The following is a 23,486-nucleotide window of genomic DNA, read 5'->3' as shown; positions in this document are numbered from 1 at the left end:
CGAGCGCTTTGAGCCGATTCAATCCCGACTTCGAAAATGCCTCCGCTGTCTTCAGGGCAGCGTCCGAGTTCAAGAACCGTTGCCTCCTCGAACAGAATGGGCTGCTCCTCGAACAGCCCGGCGTGTGGATACCCGCTCACTTTGACGCGCTCATCAACCGGTACGTCAAGCGGCCTGATGCTGGCAATGGCGGTTTTTACACGAAGCTTCATGGACAGCTCGAGACATGCAATCCGGTTGAAGTCGCCCTGATGGCGGAAGTTTTCTGGATTGTGCAGTTGCCGACGAACAACCTGGCCGCCCCGTATAAGCGCTCTCGCATCCAATGGATTTGGGAAGCAAATCCACCCAGCCCATTTCCCGCCAACTCGCCTTTCCTGACGACGGAGGTCTTGTCTGGCCTTGGCAGTGGCGGGACGGGCTACAACCTCTATCTGTGGATGGAGGTTGCTTTCGCCGTCAACGCCTTCGCGGACCTCTCAGCAAGATCGCGCGATGAGCGCGCAGGCATCCTGGGCAATGCATGGTCGTTTGCAGAATGGTTGGAAAGCATTCCTTCCGGCCAGGGTCGCCAGCTATACCATGCGCTGTGCCATGTCTTCTTCCCCGATGAGTTCGAACGGGTCTTTAGTCAGTCGCAAAAGACCAAGGTCGCTCGCGCCCACGGCATCTGGACAGCAGAACACCGCAGCAGTCGGCCAGCCATGGACCGTGCGCTGCTTGAGGTCCGAAAAGGGCTTGAGGCCAGGCATCCCGAAGGAGTGGACTATTACCTTGAGCCGGTCGGTACGTTGATTCGCCCACCTCGCACGTTCAAGGCTGCTGTGTCCATCCACGATGAGCAAGCACCTCCTATCTCAAACGAGGAGACCGATGAAGCAGCGCGGCCGGAAGCGGTTGTGCGTTCATGGGCGCCGGAGAACATCGTGCTCTTCGGTCCCCCAGGCACCGGCAAGACCTACGAGCTTGAAAGGCGTCGCAGAGCCGTCTTCCTCGATGGGGGTGAGTCACTTTTTGTGACGTTCCATCCGAGCTACGCGTACGAAGATTTCCTCGGTGGCCTGCGTCCCATCGCACCGGAGGGGGGCCAGGGCGTTGCGGTGACGTTCGTCAAGGGCCCGTTCCTTCAGCTGTGCGAAAAGGCCCATGCAAATCCCGACGTGCCACACGTGCTGTTCATCGACGAAATCAACCGGGCGAACGTGGCCAAGGTGTTCGGTGAACTCATCACGCTCATTGAGCCAAGCAAGCGCGTGGTACCCGGCAGTTCTCCCAATTACGCCGGCGGATGGGTGACCGTACCCGGCCTCGACAAGCCCCTCGGCGTTCCCCACAACCTCAACATCGTCGCCACGATGAACACGGCTGACCGTTCCGTCGCCATGATGGATATCGCCATGCGCAGGCGTTTCAAGTGGAAGGAAGTTTCTCCCGACCCGGATAGCATCGCCCCTGCCAGGGTCGGACGCATTGATCTCCCACGCCTGCTGACGACGTTGAACGACCGGCTCGAGTACCTCATTGATCGTGACCACCGGGTGGGTCATGCCTATTTCATGGGCGTAGAGACGGTGCAGGGAGTGGCAAATATCCTGCACAACAGCATCATCCCACTCCTCCAGGAGTATTTTTTTGATGACCTGGAGCGTGTGCGGCTCGCTCTCACCGGTACCGCAAAACCAACCGCTTTTTTCGACACACGAGAGCTCAAGCCCTCAGCCCTGTTCGACGCCGCCAGCCCTCTCGCAGGCGACGAATCACGGCCTACCTTCACCGTCACAGACCCCTCAACGTGGTCCGAGGACGACATCGTTTCTCTCTACGCGGGCAAAGTCGAGGCGGCCGACTGACCGTGAGCATGCATCGCGTCATCTCAGTGCTTGAACACGAGACCGTCCCCATCCTTTCAGACGCCGACGCGGCGCGCCTTGCCGGAAATAGCGATGCTGTCAGGGCATGGCTGACCGAGGCAGAGGCCAATGCATTGCTCCGGCGCAGCGAGCGTGGGCCCCGGATCTGCGAGCGAACGAGTGCGGGCATACGGTTCTCCCAGTTCTGCGGTCTCCTGAGCGAGGCGAAATTCATCCTTGAAATCCTTCCCAAGACCGGCCTTGACGACCTCCGCCAACCCGGGGAGATGCGGGCCGCGCGACAGGCGCTGCTCGACATGCTTTCCTGTGCGAGGAGCCTGACGCTGCACGTTGGTAACGATGTTGGACAGGAAGCGGTTCGCGCACCACTTCTTGAAGTCTTTATCCAGGCGTTCCTGAATTGTATCCTCGTGCAGGCGCGGCGCGGCCTGCTCCACCGCTACCTTGAGCAAAGCGAGAACCTACGGTCGGCCAAGGGGCGTATCAACGTCCACAGGCATCTCCGGACAAACATCACCCGCCCTCACCTGCTCCACTGTGACTTCGACGAGTTCACGGTCGACAACCCCTATAACCGTGCCATTCGAGCGGCGCTCGACATCTCCCGACCATGGCTGTCGTCGACCACAGGTCAACGGCTTTGGCTCGAGTGCCACGCGCGCTTCGCTGACATCACCCCAACGCGCATGCATGCAGAAGACGTCGCCGCGCTCCGACGTGACCGGACCACGCGCCACTACGAGCCCGCGCTTGACTGGTGCGAACGCCTGCTCTCGCTCCTCAATCCGAGCCTTCGGTCAGGAGGTAGTTGTGCGCCCGGACTCCTCTTCAACATGAACCGACTCTTTGAAGATTACGTTCATTACCTCGAACGACAGGACGCAATGCCGGACGAACAGGTTCACGCGCAGGGCCCCGCCCGCCCCCTCGCACGAGCCGCACTGGTCGATGTCTTCCAACTCAAGCCTGACGTGACGGTCTGGAGACGCCCCAAGGGCGCAGGTGGAGCCGGCGTCGTCCGTATCATCGATGCCAAGTGGAAGCGATTGCAACCTAATGACAATCGCTGGGGCGTGAGTCCGGCGGACATCTACCAATTGCTTGCCTATGCCGTCCGCTACGGCTGCACCGAGCTCGAACTTGTCTACCCTGCTCCTACTGGCTGGGCGAGTGACGCAGTGCCGCCCTCGTTTGTCATCGACAATACCAGCCTAACCGCGCCGGTGCACATTTCGGTCAGGATGCTGAATCTGGCGGGACCTGCGAGGCTGTAGCTCTACGAACCATGCGGTTGGTCGGCGCCCCCATCCGCGCCGACGGTAGCCAACGGTGTTTGCAGGACGCACAGCTATATCCGTAGGACACAGTTGAGTGAGGCCACCTTCTGGGCAAGGCGGAGCCAGCGGGGTACCGCCGACGCTCCTTTGATGCGAACCTCCGCAGGTCGGCGATGACCCACGCCGTCGCGAACCGAAAGGCCGAGGCAAAACATTGGACGATCGGGCTCTGCCAAGCGACTGGCAAGCCTTCACGTGGCGCTAGCGGTCTTGCCCAAAGTAAGAAAAACACCCATCAGGAGCGCGGTCGCCACTGCGAAAGCGGCGATGGAGGACGTGTCAAGCAGAATGTCGAACCACGTTTGTTTGTTGACCCAGCACCAGAACCTCGATGGCCAATGGTTCGCGCGGGCTTCGTCATCCAATGTCGAATACACGTGCCAAGCAGCCCATTTGTTGACGACTGTCCCAAGTACCTGCAGCCCGACACCGATTAGAAAAAACGCGATGATGGTTAGCGCATTTTCAGCACTCGCAAGTCTGGCTGCAGCCTTCTCATTTGTCAGGAACAACACCGGACCACCGATGCCATATGCGACCAGCCACGCCCGAAGCGTCTTCGCATACTCGGCGTAATTCGCGTAGTAGGCATCTACATTGGCTGGCGTTACCAAGGGCACGACTAGCGAATCCAATCCACCCGAATGCGACCGATGTTCGGGGTTAGTCTCCATGCGCTGTTGCGCACTCACCGGAATAGCTTCCGCAACACGGACCAGAGGCTCACAGAACTGCGTGAGTACACCCGGTTGTAGGCCGCCTTTTTGGGATTGGTCAACCAGCCATAGCCGCGAGGTGCCTTCAGGCCAAGGGAATGACGCACCAACCGTTTGATCGAGGTTCTGGCAGCAATGGACTTGCGCAGCGAGGGTTTGCGGATACCAAACTTCATCATGTCACCTCAATCCGTCCCGCAGTCATCGCCGTCGGTTCGCACCCGGCATCTTCGCGGAGCTCTTGCCGGCGTGCCTCGGCGTAATCCATGCATCCCTGGATAAACGATGTGGAGTTGCCACCACACTGCGACGGGTCACTGATGTCGTGCCGCTCGGCCCACGCATAGCCCGCCTGATGACCGGAACAATCCTCGGTGCAGCCGTGGCTTCCCGAATACTGGGCCGCCGCCGGGCCGCCCGGACCAAGGAAGGTAACCATCCCGATGGCGACAGAAAGGCGCCGGATGCGCCTGGAAATGGTGTGATGCATGGACTCCCCCCGGAGCCTTGGCCCCCAAGGCCGGCGACGCCAGTCTACCCCCGCCTACTGGGCGTTTCTGTCAGTGAACTCCTACATTTCCGGTCGGAGTGGTCCGCCCTGCCCGGGCGCCCGGGCGCCCCGTACGGTCGGGCCACTGTCGGGGCGGTGTCGTGGGCCTTTCGCCCGTATATGCGGATAGTGGCCCCACCCCATCCAAGGAAACCATCCATGACCACCCCAACGAACCCACCCCGTCCCCTGGCGAATGACGAGCTCGCGATGCTCATCCGGCTGCTGCGCACTCAGCGCCAGTGGTCGCAAGAGCAGCTTGCCGGAATATCCGGCGTCAACGTCCGCACTGTCCAGCGGGCTGAGCGTGGCGAAGGTGCCAACCTTCACACGCGCCGTGCACTTGCCCAAGCGTTCGAGCTGTCGAACATCGATGTGTTGAACACCCCCATGCAGGTGCCGACGGCGGAGGAAATCGAGGCCAAGCAAAAGGCGTTCGAACGGGACTACCGTACGCTTACGGCCACGAAGGTCGTCTCGGCACGCGCGCTTGGTGGCCTGGCACGCGATTGCCATGCTGACCATTCCTGGATGGCATTCGAGCCAAGCCCCATTGTGGAGACTGCCTTTGCTGCTCTTCTCGACTACCTGCGCGACTTCCGCGACTGCGCAGACGATGTCCCCGAGGTCGAAAAAATAGGCATGTATGCCGACATGCAGAGATATCTCGATGAGCTTGCCGCTCATGGGACAACGGTTCTTGCCGCGACGGACGACCCTCTGATGCGATTTGGCGGCGCACTCGGCAGCGACCCGGTCCGCGTTCGCATCCTCTATCTTGGCCTCTTTCCGACAACAGCGACGCCAGACTCTTTCGCAGTTCCCCGCAAGGCAAAAATGTCGTTTACCTAGTCTTCGTCCCGTACCCAGCGCTTCATCGCCAACCTCCTGCCGCTTTATATCGACGCCGTCGGGAGACGATCGCATGGATGGCGCGTCGTAGGGATGCCAATGCCCCACCTCAAGCTTTGCTGAACGCAGCCGTTATCAGCGTGAGATGCCATGCCTAGCGGAGAAGGAACATGCACGACGTTGAAGATAGACCCCCGGCCATTGAATGGAGCGATGAGTGGGTGAGAGCCGCCTGGGAGGCGGCCAATGCCGCAGGCCGGACCGCCGTCAACAGCATCATTCTGGTCAGCGGTGGCGCAGTCGTTGCCCTCTTTGCGCTAGCCGGCTCACTACTAGGGCGCCAGACAACGACCGCATCAGAGCGGGCGCATTTAGCTTCCGCCCTGGAGTCCGTTGGCATCTCCGTGACTCTTTTCGGCCTCTCCGTGGTCGTAGCCATCCTGGTCGCTGGACTGACCTACTTTTCCCAGCTCGCGAACGCGAGTGCAACAGAATCGCAGATACACGCCGTAGCAACGGGTCGCCTGCGACTGGCAAACCAGCTTAACAATGTCGCCATCGGTCTAGGCATCCTCGCGCTCGCATCGCTGGTCGGGGGCGCCATCACTGTCGTGCTGATGCTCAAGAATGTCGCTGGCCTCCTCGAGCAGGCCTAGCCAAAGGCTACAGAACCACCTGCTGACTTCACGCCAGCGTTCGACGTCCCAGCCTCACAGAACGTCTGCCAGGTCGACTATGCCGACTGTGAAGTCAGCGCCATCTGCCGGCCGCGTACGTCACCCCGGGCCAGAGACCAAAGCAACGTCGCATCCGGCTTCGTCGACCCTGACCAGCGACCAAGTGTCCAGTGATATGCCCGGCAGAACTCCCGTATGCGTCCATGTTGTCAACGAAAGCGCCGAGAACCCACCCGCTTGGCCTTCTGCGATTCGCCACCCGAAAACGAGGTGCGGGCCACGCTCGTCTACCACGACGCGTCCAGCCTTTACGCTTTCCCAACTGGTTGTCTCGGATGCCGGAGGCACGCGAAGGATAAGATTCCGCCACGCGGGACAGGCCACGACGGGGGTCTTGAACGACTCCCTCTCGAAGGCGAAGAACTGGTCTGGACCGGAGAGCAAAAGCACTCCCCGTTTGCTAAATACCAGACCGGTCCGGTGGCCATGCCCATCGGGCGCGTTGTAGATGAAAACGTCACCGTCGGTCAAGGAGGTGAGTTCAACCGTTTTGGCTTCGGTAAGTGAAAGATGGTGCATGCGGACGCTCCGTCGGGATGAAACCGATACTGGACCTCATCACGTTACGGTCAAGGCGTGGCCGGGAGGCAACCCACGAATCGTCCGCTTGAGCTATGCAAAGCGCGATCAGGTACCTGTCATGCCCCTTGGCCGTCGAGTCCAAGGACGCACTTTGCCTGACACCTTTACCGACATCATGCGGCATCGTTGGCAGCAAGTGGCGTTACGGATGGAAGATTAGGCGTGTCCCTTAGACTCGACGGCATCTCATCTCCCCACGCCGGATAGCGGAGATCAAGCCCGTTGACCACGCGGTGTGCAGCCTCAAGCCAGCCTGCGGCGAAGACGCCCAGCGCCATGGTCAGAAAGGTGAAGACGAGCAGGAAAATTTGCGCCTCCGGGCTGGTCTTCGCGGCAATGAACGGGGCGAAGATAAAAAGCGCACCAAACGGCATGTAACCAATAACGAAGGTCAGAATGCTTTTTTGGCGAAAAGACAGCCACTCTTTACCCCGCGTGCTGACGAACGCATTTTGATTTTCATTCAGCCTTACCATTCCCTTGCACTGCCGAAGGTCACGAAGTAGCGAATGTGTATTGCTTCTACCAAGGGAAAAACGGATGTCCCTGTCTGATATCGAATACCCATGTGCTTCAGCAAAAGCGTCTTCCAATAAAATTGGAAGCGCAGTACGCCATTTCCCCTTTTCGAGAAGCTCATTCCAACGTTTGGTTCGCAGCCCTTTTGTCTTCAGTCGCGTACTGACAACTTGGGCGTAGAGCTTCGGCCACGTAAAGAGCGCAGTTGCCGAGCCGATACCACTCGCGATTTGTAAAGCAAGCTCATTGTTCATGCATTTCCCTTTTTAAGGCCATGTTGCCACCCACCAGTCTCGGAACCTGAGATTCGACAAAGCCCCGAGGAGGGCCAAAATATGAAATTCAAGCGGGGCATCGGGTGTGCGGCCGGGTGGTCTATGACAAGGACAAGAAAACGATCAAGGGAAAATCGAGGTCAGACCCTGTCACAGCTCCACGCCTTTGAAAGAAATGGAAGTACCCTATTCCGCCACACTCGCCGCTCCCACGGTCACGCTGTCGCGCAACCTTGCCCAGAAGGACTTCTCCCGCGCTGCAAGCGTCCAGGCCCCGTTCTTCGGGCTATAAGTCACAAGCCCGTCCTTTTCAGACGGTTTGAGAATGAGCTGCACCAGATTGCCTTCCGTCATACCCGCCAACTTCGCCAGGTAAGCCGCCTTGCAGTAGTCGTACTTCGGATTGGCCATTGCCGAGAGCACCACGCGGTGCGCCACGGTTGGCAAGACGAAGGTGGCGGACTGGTCACGCTGGATGAGGTCGGCTTTCACCGCCCATTCGGCGTACTTGAGCACGTAGCTCTTCAACCCCAGCTTCCAGACCGCCCCTGCCGCCGTCCGCGCGAAACGACCAGGGATGTTGTCCCGGAACCGAGGGAAGAGCTTGTCGACCCGTTTGTCGAGGGCATTGAGTATCTTGTCTAAGTCGCTGTCCTTCAGGCGCGGCCACGCGGGAAGCGCAGCAATTTCTTCCGCGCAAACGCCGACGAGCGGGATAACGCACCGCTGATTCTTCTTGCCGGTTAGCGGCTGGAATGCCGGATTGCTTGCGGCGCTTGGAGGCCAGTCTTCCACGACCTTGTTTTTTTCATCGACCGCCAGGGATTCACGCAGGAACCACTGGCAATTGCGCCGGCCAAGCTGGTAGTCGAAATCACGGAACTCGCGGGAGAGGAACCCGCCAAAGCCACCGAGCAATCCGCACGCGATTGCATTTTCAACCAGCCCGGTTACCGGCGCCGTACCTGGTGCACTGATTTCGGTCGCTTCGCGCCTCGGCCCGATGAGGAAGCGGCTGTAGCGATTCTCGTCCAGGGCGGCGACGAGTTCATCCGGCTTGAAGCGCGCCTGGTCCTTGAGGCCAAGAAACATCCTCACCAGGACGGAGATGACATCAAGTTTCTTGGAATCGCCGCTGACGTCAAATTCAGGAAGCTCCGGAAAAGGGTCGACCATGATGACGGCCCTGTCGGCACCTGTGGCGGTTGTGTCGTTGTGACTTTTGCCCAGCGGAAGAAGGGCCTTGTGGGCAAAATCGAATGGTTCGTTGTTGATGACACCGCCGTCGACGCAGCTGAACCCATAAAGGCCAGGAGAATTTGTGTCACCCGCGTATCCACACGGAAACGACGGTGCGAGATAGAGCCCATCCGCCTCGTCGAATGGCCACGACCGTCTCCCGAAATCAAGATAATCGACCGACATGACTTGCGGCGCGAGTCCTATGGGAAACGCGGAGGACGCTAGGGCGGCCGTCAGGCACGTCTTCCAGGGCTTGGCCAATCCGCCAAGGGCTTGTCCTGTAACAGGCAATGTCGCCACGCTGAGGGTCTTCCCCGCATCCGCCCCAGCCCATGTGCTAAACAATGGGGACGATCCAAGTCCAGTAATGATGTAATGCGCGCGATCGCCGTGATTAAGCATGCCGTAGCCAGAGGCGCTGCGGCGTTTGCAGTTTTTTCCTTGAGGATCGTCAAGCGCATCATCGCCGCTGAACACCACTTCGTAGGGCACGCCCCGCAAGTTGGTGATGGTCAGATAGACATGCAACTTCGACGAGATGAATGGAAGCGTTGTCGGCGTGGCATTGGCGGGCACGTAGCCGAAGGCGACATCCCCGATGTGCTCGAGAACCTTGCTGTTGAGCAGGGAGGTCACTTCTCCCTTTCCATCCAGATCCCCGGTTGAAAGCAGCCCGGAAAACGCCTCACCGACATTGAGCATGTCGATGTTGACCACCCAGGCGTCATACATCGCTTTCAAGGTGTACCCCGCCGTCTTAGCCGTTGCAGGCTGGCGAGCGGGAATACCGAAACGAGGCGCGAGCGCGGCGAGCACGCCAGTGATCGAACCTGCCGATGCGCCAGCAATAGCGGTGATGACCACCTTGTGGTTCGGGACGCTGTCAGGGTGATCCCGTTTTGCCTTGTCCCACGCGTCGAGGGACTCAAACAGGAAGTCGATGACGCCTGCCGAGTAAGCACCCGCCGAGATGGCGCCCGCCATCGCGAGGCTTATCTGGAACGTGTTCTTTTCATCGCTCTTTGCGTCGTCCATTTGTTTTCCCCAGTGCGGTATCTGCCGGGCCGGTACCGCTGATGGCACCAGCCTGTTCGTCTTCCACATTCAAGGGACCCTACCTCCCACGGTTATGGTAGGGCTGCACGATTCGGCGAAGATCGAGAACAAGCCAAATCATGCGTGCAAATTCGGCAAGACAGCTCTTCGACACATCACCAACGATGGAGCGCGAGGACGCTCACAGCTGCCCTTGCAGCATGGCCCATGGCTGTGGATAACGGGACGCCAACCACCGGCCAAGCTCCGAATCCTCGAACACCGCCGAAAGCAGCCTTTCCAGCACCACCCCTTCGAGTACGGACAAACCTTCCCGCCGCCCGTTTGCCGCCGTGGCAGACGACCGGAATAACCCCAGCCGCAAGAGGCCGTGGTCGGCCAGCCGGTGGGCCGCCGCAGGGTCGTCCCTCAGCATCGCCATTGCCTGCCTGACCATTGCAAATCGTTCCTCAGCAGCCCTTGCGGCGCCCGCAAGGGTTTCATCCTTCGCCACCCCCTCGCCGTCTGCCTGCTCCACCTGGGCCGGCACACTTGGCGGCTCCATACGGGACAATCGCGCAAGGTCCTGGAACACCGCCAGCGAGGGAAACCGGAAGCTTTCGAGCAGGACACTGTTGGTCGGGGCGAAGACCCGGGGCATATCGGGGAAAAGCATGCGGGGCAGGATGAAGTAGTCCTGAGGGACGTCCTCTCCGCTGGCCCACCGGGCAAAGACAAGAAGGTCGCTGTCGGCATTCGTCCGGTAGTTCTTCCACCGGGGTCGGCCATGCTCAAGTTGCCGATGCATGACGGTAAACGACACCGTCCATGCCCGGTCGATGTGCAGCACCCAGCCGTGGCGTTCGACGCGGGAGCCCGCGTCGTCCAGTTCCTCGGCCAGAAACCCGGTCAGAGACGTACGCCAGCCAGTCAGCCGTCCCCGCACGTTGGCGTAGTGCGGCTTTTGTCGGGAGACATAGCCGACCTTACGGTAGAGCGACGTCAGGGTGCCGAAACGCCGATGCAAGACGGTGGCGGACAGGATTCCCGGGGCGGCATCGAGCAGGTCCCGGCTCAGGTATCCTTCCCTCAAAAACAGGCACCGCACCCGGTCGAGCATCTCCCCGTTGCTTACACGCGTCATCCGCTCGGCCCGCTTCCGGTGGACTGCTGCAAACAGCTCCGGAGGCACCAGCGCCGCATGTGCGTGCTCGACCCGCACCCACTCGCTCTTCGGGTTATGAACCAGCGGCCCAGCGAGCTTCTTGCTGCACCGGTGGTAGAGAAGATGCCCCGCATACTTTTCGTTGTCGAGCAAGCTCAGGACCGTCTTGCATGACCAACGCCGCCCCGCGTCATTGAGGACGCCGCGCCGGTTGAGCTCGCGGGCAATGTGGTTGCAGTTCGGGTTTCTCAGGTACTCCTCGAACATCCACCGCACGATGCGGACTTCCCTAGCTGGCCCGGGAACCAGGGTGACATGCTCGCCCGCGACGTTCTTGAGCTCGCCGGGATGGAGAATCCGCTTTCTCGTCCCATCGGATCCGAGCAGCATGCGGCGGAAACCAAAGCCAGGCGGTGCGCCCATCCGGTAGCCAAGGCGCGCCAGATGCATGTGGCCCCGCCACGCCTTGACCGACATCTCCCGGCTGTACTCGGCCGCCATGGCGCGCTTCAGGCCTTTGACAATCGTCGAGAGTGGAGAGTGGTCGTTTTCGAACACCTCTCCGACATACAGCACGCGGATACCTGCCTTCCAGCAAAGAAACTCGTAATAGGCCGACTCATCGGTGTTCTGGAACCGTCCCCAGCGACTGACATCGAGCACGAGCACGGCCTGGAACGTTGCGCGTCCCGCACTGATGGTCTGGAACAAGGCCCGTAGCCCGGGTCGGTTCTTGACGGTCAGGCCACTGCGCCCGTCGTCGGCGAAGGTGCGTAGGATGACCATGCCATGGGCTTCGGCATAGGCAGAAATCGCCGAGAGCTGGTTTTCCAGGGAATATTTCTGGAGGTCTGTCGACATGCGAAGGTATGCCGCCACATACAGCGGTGAGGGACACTGCGGGCGGGGCATGGATGCAAAGCCGCCCATCGTTCACCCGCAGACGTCATGGAGGATGGCGAGTTCACGGGGATAGTGCCGCGACAGCCAGCGCACGAGCTCGACGTCGAACAGCAGCGCATTGAGCCGCTTTGACAGCACCACGCGTTCAAGGACGGCAAGGCCTTCAGCCCGATTGTTCCCGGCGAGCCGAGTCGACCGGGTCACGCACGCACGCGACACTCCATGTTGGCCCAGCATCCGGGCGGCCAGCGGGTCGGCAAGGAGGATGCTCAAGACATCGGTGGTGTGAGCAAAGGCCGCTTCGGCGTTCTGGGCCGCCTGCTGGAGAATCAGGTCTTCCCGCCGGTGGATCTGCGCACGGGTCCAGGGCCTTATGAAGACCACGGCGCCTCCCGCTGGAACAACCGGGCAAGGTCACCAAGGATGGCAAGCGAAGGGTAACGACAGCTCTCCAGTAATGGGCCGTTTCGGCCATAGAGGCCACGCGGCCACGTGGGAAACAAGGCCTTCGGCAGCACGAAGTAATCAAAAGGCACCGGGTCGCCGAAAATGATGCGGGCAAAAACCACGATGTCCGTGTCTTCGCTCCGGCGGTGATTGAACCACTGACGGTGGCGTGCCCCTCCCGCCCGCGCCCCGTGAAGGACGGTAAAGGACAACGTCCAGGCGCCATCGACCTGCAAGCGCCAGCCGTCACGCGATACGCCCGCGCCTCTGTCCTCCAGCATCTCGCTGGCGAAGCCGGTCAAACTCAGGCGCCACCGGGTCAAGAATTCCCGGATGAGACCGTAGCGGGGATTGTGCTTAGGGATATAGCCAACCTGCCGGTACAACTCGGTGAGCCCGCCAAACCGGTAGGCGATGCCATGGCTCGACAGCAGGGTCGATTCAGCGTCAAGAATGGGGCCGGAGAGCCTGCCCTCTCGTGCCCAGACCTTCCGGACCTGCGCCAGAAGCTCGTCGTTGGTCACTCGCACACGCAGCGCCCGGCGACGGGTCTGCACGGCCCGGAACGTTTCCGGGGAAACCAAGGGCTCATAAGCCCCTTCCTTGCGTACCCAGTCCGACTCGGGGTTCGGCATGAGCGGACCGGCGAGGCGTTTTTTGAATCGGCAGAACACGTTGGTGCCGGCATATTTCTCGCCGTCGAGCACGTTTTTCACCGTCGCATACACCCACGGTTTTCCCCGGTGGGTCCGGATGCCCCGGGCGTTGAGCATGCGGGCGATGTCGGTGCAACGATGACCGGCGAGGTACTGCTCGAACATCCAGCGGACGGTTTCGACTTCCTCGGGCGGCCCGGGCACGAGGATGATGCGGTCCGTCACAAGGCTTTTGCGTTCGCCCTCGCCCAGCACCATGCGTGCTTCCCCGTGGGCACTGACGAGCAGGCGGCGGAGGCCGTACCCCGGCATTGCCCCCTGCCGGTAGCCGAGGCCTGCGAGGTGGCGCTGCCCGGCAGACGTCTTGGCGGAGAGCTCACGGCTGTATTCGGCGGCCATGGCGCGCTTGAGTCCCTTGAAGATCATCGAGAACGGTGAGCCGTCGTTCTCGAAGAGCTCCGACACGTAAAAGACCTTGACGCCTTTGCGCCAGCAGAGAAATTCGTAGTACGCAGCCTCGTCGACGTTCTGGAAGCGCCCCCAGCGCGAAACATCGAGAACCAGGACGCCTTCAAAACACGCATGCCCGCGCCCGATGTCGTCCATCAGTGCGGTGAGGCCCGGGCGGTGTTCGATGGTCAGGCCACTGCGTCCTTCATCCCTGTACACACGCACGATGTCCATGCCGTGTTGCTCGGCAAACGAATCGATGGCCGTTGACTGGTTGTGGATGGAGTACTGCTGCATGTCGGTTGACATGCGCATGTAGGCGGCCACGGGCATGGGCAAGCCGGACGGACGGGTGGCAGGTCGACGGGCCATGGGCGTCACCATGGAAGAGAAAAGGGTTCCCCTGCCCCGTCTACTCTAGGCCGGTTTTTTCCAACCGGAAACCCTGTATCAGGGATGCAACACCCCGCCCCGACTTTCGATGGGGAAGCGTCGTGCGGCTAGAATCAGCAACAGGGAGGACACCGACATGGCCAGCGATGACATCATCCTCGACACCGCAGAACTGCTGGTCGACGCTGTGGCCTTGAGCCAGGCGCTGCTCGACGGCGATGTGCCGGAGGGGCGTTTTCGCGCACGATTGATTGCAGCCAAGGCGTCCGCCATGGGATTTGATGAAGTCCGTGCCGCCGCCGACCAGGTCATCGACCTGCTTGGTTTGCCGGGCGACCGACCACGGCCGGGTCATGCGGTGGCCGTGACGGCACTGTCCGAAAAAATCGAATCGGCGGCCGAATTTATGCGTAATACCTCACCCTGACTGATACGACCTCATCATCCCAAATTCTTCTTCCGAGACCACGGGTTTGGTTTTCGATGTCGCCCGGAGCCCATTAACCAGGGCATCGAGCCTGTCAGCCCCGCTTGCAGCCACGACATCGGCATCCTGCGCCTGAAGTTCGCGCGAGACCCACGGGTGAAATGAGACGGCAGATTCGACCTCCGGCGTCCATCGGACCCCGGCCCCAGCACGGACCAGCATGTCGGACGCCGCAGCATCAGCCATGCTGTAGGCCGCCTCGCGGATCTCGACCAGACGCATCGGGTCGCCGGTTTCCGCAAAGAGTGCAAGGAGCTGCAGGGCTTCGAGAAACGACTCGGCGTAAGCGGATTCGAGCGTTACTGCATCCCCTGGTCCTGGATAGAGCTGCTCGACCGATTGCTCGTCAGGCACCGGCTCTCCGGCGGCGGCATAGGACCACAGGTTCTCACGAAGCTTGTCTCCAGCCTCAGCCAACCCATGCCCCGTTGACCAAAACAAATACGGCACAATCATTCGGTCGAGCGCAGCAACAGCGACGGCAATGCGTCGCTCGCCCGTCAGGCCATCGAGCACGTTGAGGTCATGTTTCCGGTCAAATCTGTTCGACATGTCTGGTCACCAGAATGCGTTGTATTGGTCAAGCATCTTTCCCGGTCGTTGGCTGATTTCACTTTGACACATCGGGCATATCGCTCGATTGCCTTCTGTGGATATATACCTTACCTCGGCACCAGCGCCCTCGGCGAACTGGAAAAATCTTCTGTTCTGCATGCAAGCTACCGCTTCCTGAGGCAATCTCCCCACCAATTGACTGGACCACTGAACGCGGGCGGGATTAAGATTCCTCGTTCCGCCCGCAAACACCATGTGCCCGTCGCTCAAAAGAGCGCCTGCGGTGGCACGCCTGGTTTGGGCGATCTCATCCAATGCCCCATGAACGGTCTTACGCTGTCTTGTCCGGGGGCGCCCCGGTGCCAGGTCGGGCCTGGAGGCTTTGACTCATTTTCTTCGTCATGGAACGCCTGCAGATGCGAAGGAGATCACCGAAAGCGGCAAATAAGTCTCCTTCTCCGAAGCGATGATTCTTGGTCCAAGGGTCGCGTCAATGTTGACCACGGGAATGTCGGTCTCGAAATCCACCTTGAATGGTTGACTCCCAAGCGCCCGATTGATCCGGCTTGCCTGTGCGGGGCTCACCGCTTGCAGCAACTCCGCGAGTCGCTCGGCTCCAAAATCGAACGAGGAGGCATACCACTCGTCTCCGACCTGAATGTCAACGAAGGCCGTGTAAAGGCCGGGTTTCATCATGGCAAGCGACGGAAGTCCCATCGGGTGGAAGCTGACCCGAATGTCAGGCGCATATCCCGCCTTCAACAGATATAGGCCAAGGTCCGGTCGGTAGTTCGAGCGGGCGGGTACTTTGCCATGAAGCGGTCTGAGAAGCTGAGTGAGCCTGCCCCATGCTCCCTCGCTCCCATCAAGATCGACGACCTGAGGGGTGAGCGTATTGACCGCAAACAACACAAACTGTCGCCCGTTACAGAGGGCGTACTGAAATGCCCTAATGTCCGGATGAATGGCGTAGCTAAATGCTTGCGCCGGATTGTCTCCCGCCAGAATGTTTTCGTGCGGGGACTTGGCTTCGAGAATCCAGCGCTGACCTCCCTCCGGCTCGAGAACGTAGTCAGGAATGATATTCACCTTCTTGCGGACGGACCCCAGCATCACATATGGATGGGTCAGCGCCTTGTGGCGAATCATGCGGGATGGCCCTTGGACGGAGTACCCCATCGCCCGCAGCAGGGGGGCGATGATTTCCTCACGAACGACGGACTCATCAATTTGGAGGTCGCCTAGAACGCTGAAGTCAAACTCTTTGAGCGGATTCATCCCTGTATCCATGCCAGTCATGCCCCCAAATCAGCTTTCACTTGCAAATTAGCTCTCTCTCACCTTCATGCCCATACCCGGACCTCGCAGGACCTCGACAACCTTTCCTCCACCAACGAACATCACCCTGTCAGCCGTGGCGATCGTCTCAGGCCGATGCGCGATGATTAGGCGCGTGACCTTCATGTCCTTGAGTCGCTGCGAAATCAAACGCTCGCGCTCGATGTCCAGATGGCTGGTCGCCTCATCCAGCACCAGGATCTTAGGACGCCGATATAGTGCTCGCGCCAACAACAGCCGTTGTTGCTGCCCTCCCGACAGGGCCGACCCCATGTCGCCGATTAAACTGTGGTAGCCCATGGGCATGGCGACGATTTCATCGTGAAGTTCGGCAGCCCGTGCTGCTGCCTCAATCCATTCCGGTTGTGCGTCATCGTCGAAAAATGTGACGTTGTCCGCGATGGATCCTGCAAAAAGGGTATCGTCCTGCATCACCGAACCAACCATCGAGCGAAATCGTGTCTTCCCTAGGTTCCGCAGGTCCAGGCCACCAACCTCCATGGTGCCTTCGGTTGGATCCAAAAGGCCCAGGACCATCCGAGCCAGGGTCGACTTGCCGGCCCCCGAAGGACCCACCAGTGCCAGCGACTCCCCTGGGTTCAGCGTCATATTGGCGTCTTTCAGCACCCACGGATCCCCATCGGCGTAGCGAAATGAGACCGCTTTCAGTTCAATACCAGCAACCGGGCTTGGCCCAGCATAAATGCCCTCCGAATGGCGCTCCGTTGGTGAAAGCACGATATCGGCCAACCGCTCGCCCTGGAGCCGCAGCAACCGCAACTGGATCAAATAGTCAACGAGGTTGCCAGCCCGGCTCGTGAACTGATCTGCGTAGGCCACGAATGCCATGAGCATGCCGGCGCTCATGACATTCCGAAGTGCGAGCCATGCACCCAACCACATCACCGCGATGCGTTGTGCGCCGGACGCCAATCCATTGGCTGCATTGAAGATAAGCGTGAGACGCTGCACTTGGATAGACGTATTGAGCGCATCGACAGTCGCATTGAGATAGCGCGCCGTTTGCATGGACTCTTTGTTATTCAGCCGAATTGCCTGGATGCCCCTCACCGTCTCCAGAAAACTGGTCTGCTGCCGGGCCTTGACTGTGATCTGACTCAGATTTGCTTCTCGAAACACTCTGAAATATAGCGTCCGAAGTCCTGCGTAGACCGCGAGGAATGCCACAGTGATAGCCGTGAGCGGCACACTGTAAACGCAGAGCAAGCCCAGCGTTAGCGTAGACATGAGCCCGTCGAGAACCACGCCGACAAACTGCGTCGTCAGCGTCTGTTGAATTGTGTCAATCGCCGAAAAGCGCGACACCACATCACCCATGTGGCGTTTCAAGAAGTAGTTCTGAGGCAGCTTGACCAAGTGCTGAAATACGTTTCCAGTCCAGTTCATGTTGAAATGACTGCCCAGCCACGTCACCACCCAGCCACGAAGTGCCGAGACGCCAACTTGCAAAACGAGCAAAAACGAGAAGCCAACCCCAAGCGTCGCAAGAAGATCCGCATCTCGGTCCGCAAGCACCTGGTCGACCACGAGCTGGACAAACTGGGGTGCAATTAGGGAAAAGATCTCAAGGGTCAGCGCGAGCGCAAAGACCCGGACCAGACCGTGTCTGAGACCGTCAATTTTGCCTGCAAGGGTTCGAAGCGGGATGGCAGGCTCTTCAGCACGGCGGCGAAAATCTGGACCGCGCGCTAGTTCCAAGGCGACGCCGGTAAACCTTCCTCTGACCTGGTCAAATGCAAGAACCCGTTCGCCGATGGCTGGATCGTTGATTACAATTCCCGTCCTGCTCACCTTTTTGAGCACGACAAAATGATCCATTTCCCAATGGAGCACGCAAGGCAATTGAAGGGACTTCAATTCTTCAAGCTCGAGGCGCAAAGGACGCGGCGTCAGCTGCATCTGCTGCGCGACGGACACCATGTGCGCCAGGGAAATTCCCTTGAGGGAGGTTGAGAATCGTCTACGCAGTGCAGACAACGTTGTCCTATTCCCGTGGTAAGCGGCAATCATGGCAAGACACGCCAAGGCGCATTCTCCGGCTTCAGCCTGGAGGATGACTGGCATTCGACCGTGGTTTCCGAAATTCAGGCGTGGGGCGCGGGTGTCGCTCGACCGGACATTGTCAGTCGCTGCGCGCCCCGCCACCGTCTCATCCATGGGGTTCATGGCATGGACCCTCGTTCGGAACGCAGACCGTACAGCGGCTCCAGCACCCACTCGATCAGCCGCCTGCGGTCAAGGATAAGGTCTGCATCCACCACCATCCCTGCCCTCAGCTCCTCATTTCGCCCATAAGCGGATACAGTTTGTCGGGGCAGTGAAACGTCAACTCGATAAAGCGCTTCATCAGGCGCCTTTTCGCCCGTCAGCATGGTTATCTCGCTTGGCGTCAATGCGCTATGGGTCACGCGCTCCACAGCCCCCATCGCAACACCGAACTTTTGATACGGAAAGGCTTGGTAGTGGAGCGAGACCGGAATATTTGGTCGAAGAAATCCCACTGCACTGCTTGGCACCAGCAGCTCTGCGTGAAGTCTGGACTCAGCCGGGATCACCGAGGCCATGACCTGAGCGGGGGTTACAGCCTGACCTGGCTTGACCATGACCGAGGCCATGATCCCATCGGCCGGCGCAGGAACAACGGTAAGGCGGTCTGCTTCGTTTTGCAGCAGAGCCTGTTCGGCCTGGGAAAGCTGGCCATGCAATTCGCTCACCTTCTCGTCCGTGGTCATCGGAAGCTGGGCAAGTTGGTCACCGATTTGCGCCAACTGCTGAGCGGTGGCATACCTCTGCCGCTTGAGTGATTTGACCTGCGCTTGCGCTTCCATCGTTTGCGCTTCCTGCTGCTGGATTTGCAGCTGGGATACGAACCCTTTTGCAGTCAATGGCCTGATTTTGTCCAGCAGCGTGGTATAGCTTTCCACCTGCTTTTGAGTTATGGACAGCTGCGCATCAAACTGCTCGAGCTGTGCCGTCAGCATTTGCTGTTGCGCGCGCAGTCCGTCACTTTGCACTTTGGCCAGGTTCCGGGCTTCGATGACGCCGGATCGCAGGCGAGCTTGCTGCTCGCGCAACTGGACCGTGACCAAGCTCCCGGTGTCTCCAAGTGTCTCGCTGCTCCGTTCTCCCGAAAGCTCAAAGAGAGGCTGGCCCTTATGCACATGGTCACCCTCTTTGACGCGAACCCGAGTCACGATGGACGGGCTACGTGCCGCAACGTCCACAATGCCACCAATAGGCACCAAGCTGCCCAGGACACGCGCGCGTCGCGAATAATGCCCCACGCACAGCCATCCGACGATTGCGAGTCCAGTCGCCACCGAAATCCAGGTCAGAACGCCCTGGCCCAAGGGGGTGGCAAGGCGGACATTGCCAATCCATGGCAGTTTCTTTCGATCAAGGGCATCTGTGAGGAACAGTGACTCATTCCTTTGCATCTCTAGCCTCGGACTTACTGTTCTATCGAAATGGACGAAACGCAGACGGCGTCGCCGGGGATCCAGTGCTTGAACCCGATCTGCAACGCATGGCCACCAACTGAGCCGTGGTAGTCACCGGTGTAAAACGTACGCTCGGGCACGGGAGAACCCATGGGAGCCGGGGACGGCAACCCCCCGCTGCCGACCTCTGTCACTTGAAGGTCATGTGCCAGCGCCTTGGCATCGACACAGGGCGCATCAGGCAGGGAGAAAACAACCCGAGATGTGTTGCCGGACGTTTCAGTCAACTCGATGGAGTCGAGCGCCGAGCCATCCCGAAGGCGCAGTGGACCTGCCACTCTCACCGGGGAGGTGCCATGAGTGCCTGGTTGGAATGAAGCGCCGATCTCCGCGCTCAAATACGCAGCAATGTTCCCGGCCTGGAAATCTTTCTGGGTTAATTCGCGAACGATGGACTGGATGGTCGCGGGTGTTTGAGATCCTGCCGGCTGCTTGGCGTACGCGGCGATACCAGCGAACGAGGCGCCAAACGCGATGAGGCAAGTGGCCAATGAAGAGAGTTTCAAGGATGTCTCCGTGTACCCCGGCCTTCAGGCCGGGGCTGTCGCGAGGAAAAAAATCAGTTAGTGATGGTTGGCGACCCAAGCATCGGAATACATCTGGCTATAGGTCTTGGCACCAGGCTTCAGCTCGGCAGTAAACACCGGCCATAGCGAATGCGCCCGGATATGCGCGCTCTAAGCCGCATGGGCCGTTGGAACATAGACCGCCGGAACTCCCATTGTGAAAAATCCAGCACAAACGCGCCCCAGACTTATTGCAGACCAGTCCTTCCTTCCAGCGAGGCTGGAACTGAAAGATGTACTCAGAGGAAGCGTCAGACGTTCTTTTTAAAGCTCGCTAGGGTGTAGTCTGTGAGGCCAGCTGGACTGAAGTGATGAAGCCAGTCGAGAGGACTTCTGGCGAGGGTTCTTCACTGCGATCAACGCCGAGGTACGTGGCGTCGGTCGCCCATGGGAGTTGGCATTCGATGGCCGGTTCAAACCCGCCTCGCGTCGCCAACGATGCGCGCCACCTCATCAATGAGCACGTCACCGCCCTTGTGTCCCAGCGTCCGGTATCTGGCAATGATACCGGGCAGTTCATCCATGAGCCTGCGCCGGTCGACGCTTCTCCTAGGCGCCAGCGTTCTTACCAGTGTTTCCGCGACCTGCTGTCGGAGTGTTGGGGTCGCAAGCGGCTGGGCTCGCATGAGCGCACTGACCACTTCAAACAACAAGGCATCGTCTCCCTCCTCCACTTTGGATGTTGCGGTGGTACGGACACCGGCGCCCTGCACAATCCGCCCGAATTTGTAGACCGCGCGTTTGCGCTGCTGGACCCGGAAGGCCTGACGAATAATCGTCGCGATATCGTCCGCCAACAAGGCCGGTATTCCACCGCCCTTGTGTCCTCCAAAGAGAGCTTTGAGGTGATGGTCGAAGGAAGTGTGATATGCCCCATCAAACGCCTCGACGATCGTTCGGACATCGACCGGTGGGCGTGATGGGTCGAAGCGCGTCATGAACTGCGCAAGGGAAAAGATGGCCTTTCGCACCATGGCCTGCTCCTGGCCAAGGCCAGGTGCATTGACGAGGACGCGGGACTCGTTCCAGCTGTCGAAGACATGCATGTTACCGAAGTCCAGCAATGTGCCGTCCAGGGTGACATTCGAGGTGAAATATCCCCCGAAGCTCATCCGGTGAACCTGGGCATACGCCATCTGGGCCGCCACGGTGCGGAAATGGGCGGCCAGCGCGGCGGTGCCATCACCCTGATGCTCGTTCCGCCACCGGGCCACCACTACACGGCAACGTGCGGCATCTGCCCTCTGGTTGACCGCATCTGGTTGCCTCGCATGAAGAAACAAGGGGGCACGTTCGATATGCGCAGCACGGAATACCGCCGGGCGAACGAGCAAGCCTCGAGGCAGCTCCCCGCCTTCGTGCTCGAAGTCCGGGCACATCAGGCCGGTGTCAATCAGGGCAATGACCGGGACTGCGCCTCCAGGAAACTCCTGTGCGACAAGCTCGGAATAGATGGCCTCACGCAGCCCTTCCTCAAGGGACATCATGCCGCTGGAATAATCGGCAGGTGCGCGTGCGCTGACCAGCGGGGTTGCCCCTGCGCCCTTCACCTGGAAGCGGCCAAGGGTCACCACCCGTCCGCTTCCACCATGGGGGCTCATGCCCGAGGTGCTCCCGTAGCGATCGGCATGAGCGAGACGTCTCCCGGGGTTCGATGGCGTCAAAGCGCCGCCGATCGGCGGAATGACCACCGCGAAACGGTCAATCAGCCAGGCGTCCACGTCCTTTCGTAACCGGGGATCCGAAAGATCCACGCCCCGGCTGGCGAACCAGCGGCGGTTTATCCAAGCGACCCTCGCACCCGGCTGGGATACTACATCGACCGGAACCATAAGTTCCGGACAGAGCAACCCAAGGTCGTCCAGGCCGTCCTCGACCTTCGCCAGCCAATCCTGCGGGGTTGCCTCCATCGCGCGGCTCATCGCTTCCGCCAAGATGTTAAGGACCTTACCTCGCCGGCTTCGGTGCGTCGCAGCGACCGTGCGGATTGCCCGGAGGGAAAAAGGGCCATCGCTTCCCGTATGCAGCCCTTCACATCTCCGTTGAGCACCACGAAGTCGAGGAACCAGAGCCGGTCGCCCTCGTTCCACTCGCTGAGGTGGAAGATGACATCACGGTCGTTGAGCAACCGGTGTTCGGCCTCTGCGGTCAGCCAGGCCCAGGTGACGTACCCCACAACGAGGCCATTGATGTCTTCAAAGAAGTGGGCCTGCTCGACATAGACCGCTGGCTCTAGCCAGAGCGAAATGCATGCAACCGGGTATTGGCAATAGGCATCGTTTTTGGCCATGACCGACACGAGCTTGCCAAGTTGGGTGTAGTGGGCGTTCATTGGGCTGCTACTGGCAAGCCACAGGCCGTTCACTCAACAGAGGGGAGCTTGCGAAATATGCATTGAACGTTTGTTGCGCCCATGCGTTCGCATCTGCGGCCTCCTTGAGAGGAATCGGCTGCTGGGGATCCATTGCCGTTGCATCCAACTGCTGCGCATAGGCCCCGGTCGCACCGAGCCTTGCCAAGCGGTTCATGCGGTAGACCTCCACCGGGTCGCCATTGGTCAGCAAGGGAAGAAGACCACTGAGGCTGCCGAGGTTCTTTCGCGATGTCATAAGCAATTGAACCACCCGCCAGTCTCCGCGTTTCATGGCCGCATCGATGTAAGCGGTTCCATCTTCGCGAAACTCCCCCATCTCCGCTTCGGTATAGGGCCTATCAAGCTTGAAGTCCGATTGCAGGTAGCAAATCTGTGCGTCCACATCGCCGTTGCGGGCGGCGGCGACGGTTGACGCATAGAACGCCTTCTCGGTCTCGGCAGAACCGATATCACCGCACTTTTCAAGGTTCGCCCTTGCAGTATCCATCATCGCCGATACATCCCCGGATTGGGCCCGGCATTTCGCCTGTGCTTCGGGATAATTGGATAGCGCGTCGCACGCTGCCATCCGTGCCTTGCCTTCATCTGCTTGGCGATATGCCCTGGCACAAATATGAGTGGATTCGAACGTCGCTGCCAGTGCTGCACGCTGCCCTCCGCCAGCAGCAGGCTTCGAACGGGCATCCGACCTTGTCGTAGTCCCTGCTTTGGATGTCAGGGAAGACGAATTTTGGGGAAATTCACCATGTTGGCCGCCTGTCGCTTGTGAGCTTTTCGCCCCGTCGCGGGGGGACGAAGTGATGACCGCAACCACCCCGATGACGAGGGCAAGTACGACCAGCGGAAGCGCAAGTCGGAAAGATTTCTGCTTCGATGTCATGCCTGAGTCCGGTTTGATCCCGGCCACTGTCTTAG

The 23,486-nt window shown here is 59.8% G+C and carries 21 protein-coding genes; 5 read left to right on the top strand and 16 right to left on the bottom strand.

Annotated features, from left to right (window positions below; genetic code table 11):
* Positions 1-8 precede the first annotated feature (8 nt).
* Together JNG39_RS04115 and JNG39_RS04110 are read left to right on the top strand one after the other, a co-directional pair.
* Complete coding sequence (locus JNG39_RS04115; RefSeq protein WP_368309857.1) at positions 9-1,850, top strand: McrB family protein; 1,842 nt, start codon at positions 9-11, stop codon at positions 1,848-1,850.
* A gap of 8 nt (positions 1,851-1,858) precedes the next feature.
* Entirely contained in the window at positions 1,859-3,145 is a 1,287-nt protein-coding gene (locus JNG39_RS04110; RefSeq protein WP_368309856.1) for an McrC family protein, read from the top strand.
* 254 nt (positions 3,146-3,399) lie between these two features.
* Here the strand turns inward: JNG39_RS04110 and JNG39_RS04105 are convergent, their stop codons facing one another.
* From JNG39_RS04105 to JNG39_RS04095, 3 genes are read right to left on the bottom strand one after another with little or no spacing between them, the layout of a single operon-like run.
* Positions 3,400-3,900, bottom strand: a complete 501-nt coding sequence (locus JNG39_RS04105) for a hypothetical protein (protein ID WP_368309855.1) — start codon at positions 3,898-3,900, stop codon at positions 3,400-3,402.
* Positions 3,897-4,103: a hypothetical protein gene (locus JNG39_RS04100; RefSeq protein ID WP_368309854.1), complete on the bottom strand. Its 207-nt coding sequence runs from the start codon at positions 4,101-4,103 to the stop codon at positions 3,897-3,899. Before JNG39_RS04100 ends, JNG39_RS04105 begins: the two co-directional genes overlap by 4 nt.
* Positions 4,100-4,414, bottom strand: coding sequence for a hypothetical protein (locus JNG39_RS04095; RefSeq protein WP_368309852.1), 315 nt, complete (start codon positions 4,412-4,414; stop codon positions 4,100-4,102). Before JNG39_RS04095 ends, JNG39_RS04100 begins: the two co-directional genes overlap by 4 nt.
* A 219-nt stretch (positions 4,415-4,633) precedes the next feature.
* Between JNG39_RS04095 and JNG39_RS04090 the strand changes: the two genes are divergently transcribed.
* The gene (locus JNG39_RS04090) at positions 4,634-5,326 is read left to right on the top strand and encodes a helix-turn-helix domain-containing protein (protein ID WP_368309850.1); all 693 of its coding nucleotides are present in this window, start codon (positions 4,634-4,636) and stop codon (positions 5,324-5,326) included.
* Between the two features lie 170 nt (positions 5,327-5,496).
* Complete coding sequence (locus tag JNG39_RS04085; protein ID WP_368309848.1) at positions 5,497-5,982, top strand: hypothetical protein; 486 nt, start codon at positions 5,497-5,499, stop codon at positions 5,980-5,982.
* Positions 5,983-6,758: 776 nt separating this feature from the next.
* Here JNG39_RS04085 and JNG39_RS04080 read toward each other — a convergent pair.
* The 5 genes from JNG39_RS04080 to JNG39_RS04060 all read right to left on the bottom strand — a co-directional run bounded on the left by JNG39_RS04080 (position 6,759) and on the right by JNG39_RS04060 (position 13,709).
* Positions 6,759-7,418, bottom strand: coding sequence for a hypothetical protein (locus JNG39_RS04080; RefSeq protein ID WP_368309847.1), 660 nt, complete (start codon positions 7,416-7,418; stop codon positions 6,759-6,761).
* A gap of 207 nt (positions 7,419-7,625) precedes the next feature.
* Positions 7,626-9,716 (bottom strand): hypothetical protein, encoded by a 2,091-nt coding sequence (locus JNG39_RS04075; RefSeq protein ID WP_368309845.1) that lies wholly within the window; start codon positions 9,714-9,716, stop codon positions 7,626-7,628.
* Between the two features lie 202 nt (positions 9,717-9,918).
* A complete protein-coding gene (locus JNG39_RS04070) occupies positions 9,919-11,793 on the bottom strand; it encodes a recombinase family protein (RefSeq protein WP_368309843.1) in 1,875 nt (624 codons plus the stop codon).
* Positions 11,794-11,814: 21 nt separating this feature from the next.
* On the bottom strand, positions 11,815-12,168 hold the full coding sequence (locus tag JNG39_RS04065; RefSeq protein ID WP_368309842.1) for a hypothetical protein: 354 nt from the start codon (positions 12,166-12,168) through the stop codon (positions 11,815-11,817).
* Positions 12,156-13,709 carry a recombinase family protein gene (locus JNG39_RS04060; protein ID WP_368309841.1) on the bottom strand — a complete coding sequence of 518 codons (1,554 nt, stop codon included), beginning with the start codon at positions 13,707-13,709 and terminating at the stop codon, positions 12,156-12,158. Before JNG39_RS04060 ends, JNG39_RS04065 begins: the two co-directional genes overlap by 13 nt.
* A gap of 157 nt (positions 13,710-13,866) precedes the next feature.
* Here JNG39_RS04060 and JNG39_RS04055 point away from each other — a divergent pair, with 157 nt between their 5' ends.
* Complete coding sequence (locus tag JNG39_RS04055; RefSeq protein WP_368309840.1) at positions 13,867-14,157, top strand: hypothetical protein; 291 nt, start codon at positions 13,867-13,869, stop codon at positions 14,155-14,157.
* Here JNG39_RS04055 and JNG39_RS04050 read toward each other — a convergent pair.
* The 8 genes from JNG39_RS04050 to JNG39_RS04015 all read right to left on the bottom strand — a co-directional run bounded on the left by JNG39_RS04050 (position 14,149) and on the right by JNG39_RS04015 (position 23,451).
* Positions 14,149-14,769 carry a hypothetical protein gene (locus JNG39_RS04050; protein WP_368309837.1) on the bottom strand — a complete coding sequence of 207 codons (621 nt, stop codon included), beginning with the start codon at positions 14,767-14,769 and terminating at the stop codon, positions 14,149-14,151. The genes JNG39_RS04055 and JNG39_RS04050 overlap by 9 nt on opposite strands.
* Positions 14,770-15,171: 402 nt before the next feature.
* Positions 15,172-16,050, bottom strand: a complete 879-nt coding sequence (locus JNG39_RS04045; protein WP_368309836.1) for a hypothetical protein — start codon at positions 16,048-16,050, stop codon at positions 15,172-15,174.
* Positions 16,051-16,098: 48 nt separating this feature from the next.
* Positions 16,099-18,297 carry a peptidase domain-containing ABC transporter gene (locus JNG39_RS04040; protein WP_368309834.1) on the bottom strand — a complete coding sequence of 733 codons (2,199 nt, stop codon included), beginning with the start codon at positions 18,295-18,297 and terminating at the stop codon, positions 16,099-16,101.
* The gene (locus JNG39_RS04035; RefSeq protein WP_368309832.1) at positions 18,294-19,568 is read right to left on the bottom strand and encodes an HlyD family secretion protein; all 1,275 of its coding nucleotides are present in this window, start codon (positions 19,566-19,568) and stop codon (positions 18,294-18,296) included. The genes JNG39_RS04040 and JNG39_RS04035 overlap by 4 nt, the downstream gene beginning before the upstream one ends.
* Positions 19,569-19,582: 14 nt before the next feature.
* On the bottom strand, positions 19,583-20,137 hold the full coding sequence (locus tag JNG39_RS04030) for a hypothetical protein (protein ID WP_368309831.1): 555 nt from the start codon (positions 20,135-20,137) through the stop codon (positions 19,583-19,585).
* 473 nt (positions 20,138-20,610) lie between these two features.
* Positions 20,611-22,119 (bottom strand): hypothetical protein, encoded by a 1,509-nt coding sequence (locus tag JNG39_RS04025; RefSeq protein WP_368309829.1) that lies wholly within the window; start codon positions 22,117-22,119, stop codon positions 20,611-20,613.
* Positions 22,116-22,529, bottom strand: coding sequence for a toxin-activating lysine-acyltransferase (locus tag JNG39_RS04020; protein WP_368309827.1), 414 nt, complete (start codon positions 22,527-22,529; stop codon positions 22,116-22,118). The genes JNG39_RS04025 and JNG39_RS04020 overlap by 4 nt, the downstream gene beginning before the upstream one ends.
* 7 nt (positions 22,530-22,536) lie before the next feature.
* The gene (locus JNG39_RS04015) at positions 22,537-23,451 is read right to left on the bottom strand and encodes a hypothetical protein (RefSeq protein WP_368309826.1); all 915 of its coding nucleotides are present in this window, start codon (positions 23,449-23,451) and stop codon (positions 22,537-22,539) included.
* Positions 23,452-23,486 lie beyond the last annotated feature (35 nt).

This window comes from Luteibacter sp. CQ10, assembly GCF_040900725.1.
Lineage (GTDB): Bacteria > Pseudomonadota > Gammaproteobacteria > Xanthomonadales > Rhodanobacteraceae > Luteibacter.
Note: the sequence above shows the minus strand (reverse complement) of the source record. Positions and strands in the feature narration are given on the sequence as shown.

Excerpts from the sequence above, each read along its gene's own strand:
- JNG39_RS04110 (WP_368309856.1), top strand. The coding sequence starts at position 1,859 with ATGCATCGCGTCATCTCAGTGCTTGAACACGAGACCGTCCCCATCCTT.
- JNG39_RS04100 (WP_368309854.1), bottom strand. The coding sequence starts at position 4,103 with ATGATGAAGTTTGGTATCCGCAAACCCTCGCTGCGCAAGTCCATTGCT.
- JNG39_RS04095 (WP_368309852.1), bottom strand. The coding sequence starts at position 4,414 with ATGCATCACACCATTTCCAGGCGCATCCGGCGCCTTTCTGTCGCCATC.
- JNG39_RS04090 (WP_368309850.1), top strand. The coding sequence starts at position 4,634 with ATGACCACCCCAACGAACCCACCCCGTCCCCTGGCGAATGACGAGCTC.
- JNG39_RS04085 (WP_368309848.1), top strand. The coding sequence starts at position 5,497 with ATGCACGACGTTGAAGATAGACCCCCGGCCATTGAATGGAGCGATGAG.
- JNG39_RS04080 (WP_368309847.1), bottom strand. The coding sequence starts at position 7,418 with ATGAACAATGAGCTTGCTTTACAAATCGCGAGTGGTATCGGCTCGGCA.
- JNG39_RS04075 (WP_368309845.1), bottom strand. The coding sequence starts at position 9,716 with ATGGACGACGCAAAGAGCGATGAAAAGAACACGTTCCAGATAAGCCTC.
- JNG39_RS04070 (WP_368309843.1), bottom strand. The coding sequence starts at position 11,793 with ATGCCCCGCCCGCAGTGTCCCTCACCGCTGTATGTGGCGGCATACCTT.
- JNG39_RS04060 (WP_368309841.1), bottom strand. The coding sequence starts at position 13,709 with ATGGCCCGTCGACCTGCCACCCGTCCGTCCGGCTTGCCCATGCCCGTG.
- JNG39_RS04055 (WP_368309840.1), top strand. The coding sequence starts at position 13,867 with ATGGCCAGCGATGACATCATCCTCGACACCGCAGAACTGCTGGTCGAC.
- JNG39_RS04050 (WP_368309837.1), bottom strand. The coding sequence starts at position 14,769 with ATGTCGAACAGATTTGACCGGAAACATGACCTCAACGTGCTCGATGGC.
- JNG39_RS04045 (WP_368309836.1), bottom strand. The coding sequence starts at position 16,050 with ATGAATCCGCTCAAAGAGTTTGACTTCAGCGTTCTAGGCGACCTCCAA.
- JNG39_RS04040 (WP_368309834.1), bottom strand. The coding sequence starts at position 18,297 with ATGAACCCCATGGATGAGACGGTGGCGGGGCGCGCAGCGACTGACAAT.
- JNG39_RS04035 (WP_368309832.1), bottom strand. The coding sequence starts at position 19,568 with ATGCAAAGGAATGAGTCACTGTTCCTCACAGATGCCCTTGATCGAAAG.
- JNG39_RS04025 (WP_368309829.1), bottom strand. The coding sequence starts at position 22,119 with ATGAGCCGCGCGATGGAGGCAACCCCGCAGGATTGGCTGGCGAAGGTC.
- JNG39_RS04020 (WP_368309827.1), bottom strand. The coding sequence starts at position 22,529 with ATGAACGCCCACTACACCCAACTTGGCAAGCTCGTGTCGGTCATGGCC.
- JNG39_RS04015 (WP_368309826.1), bottom strand. The coding sequence starts at position 23,451 with ATGACATCGAAGCAGAAATCTTTCCGACTTGCGCTTCCGCTGGTCGTA.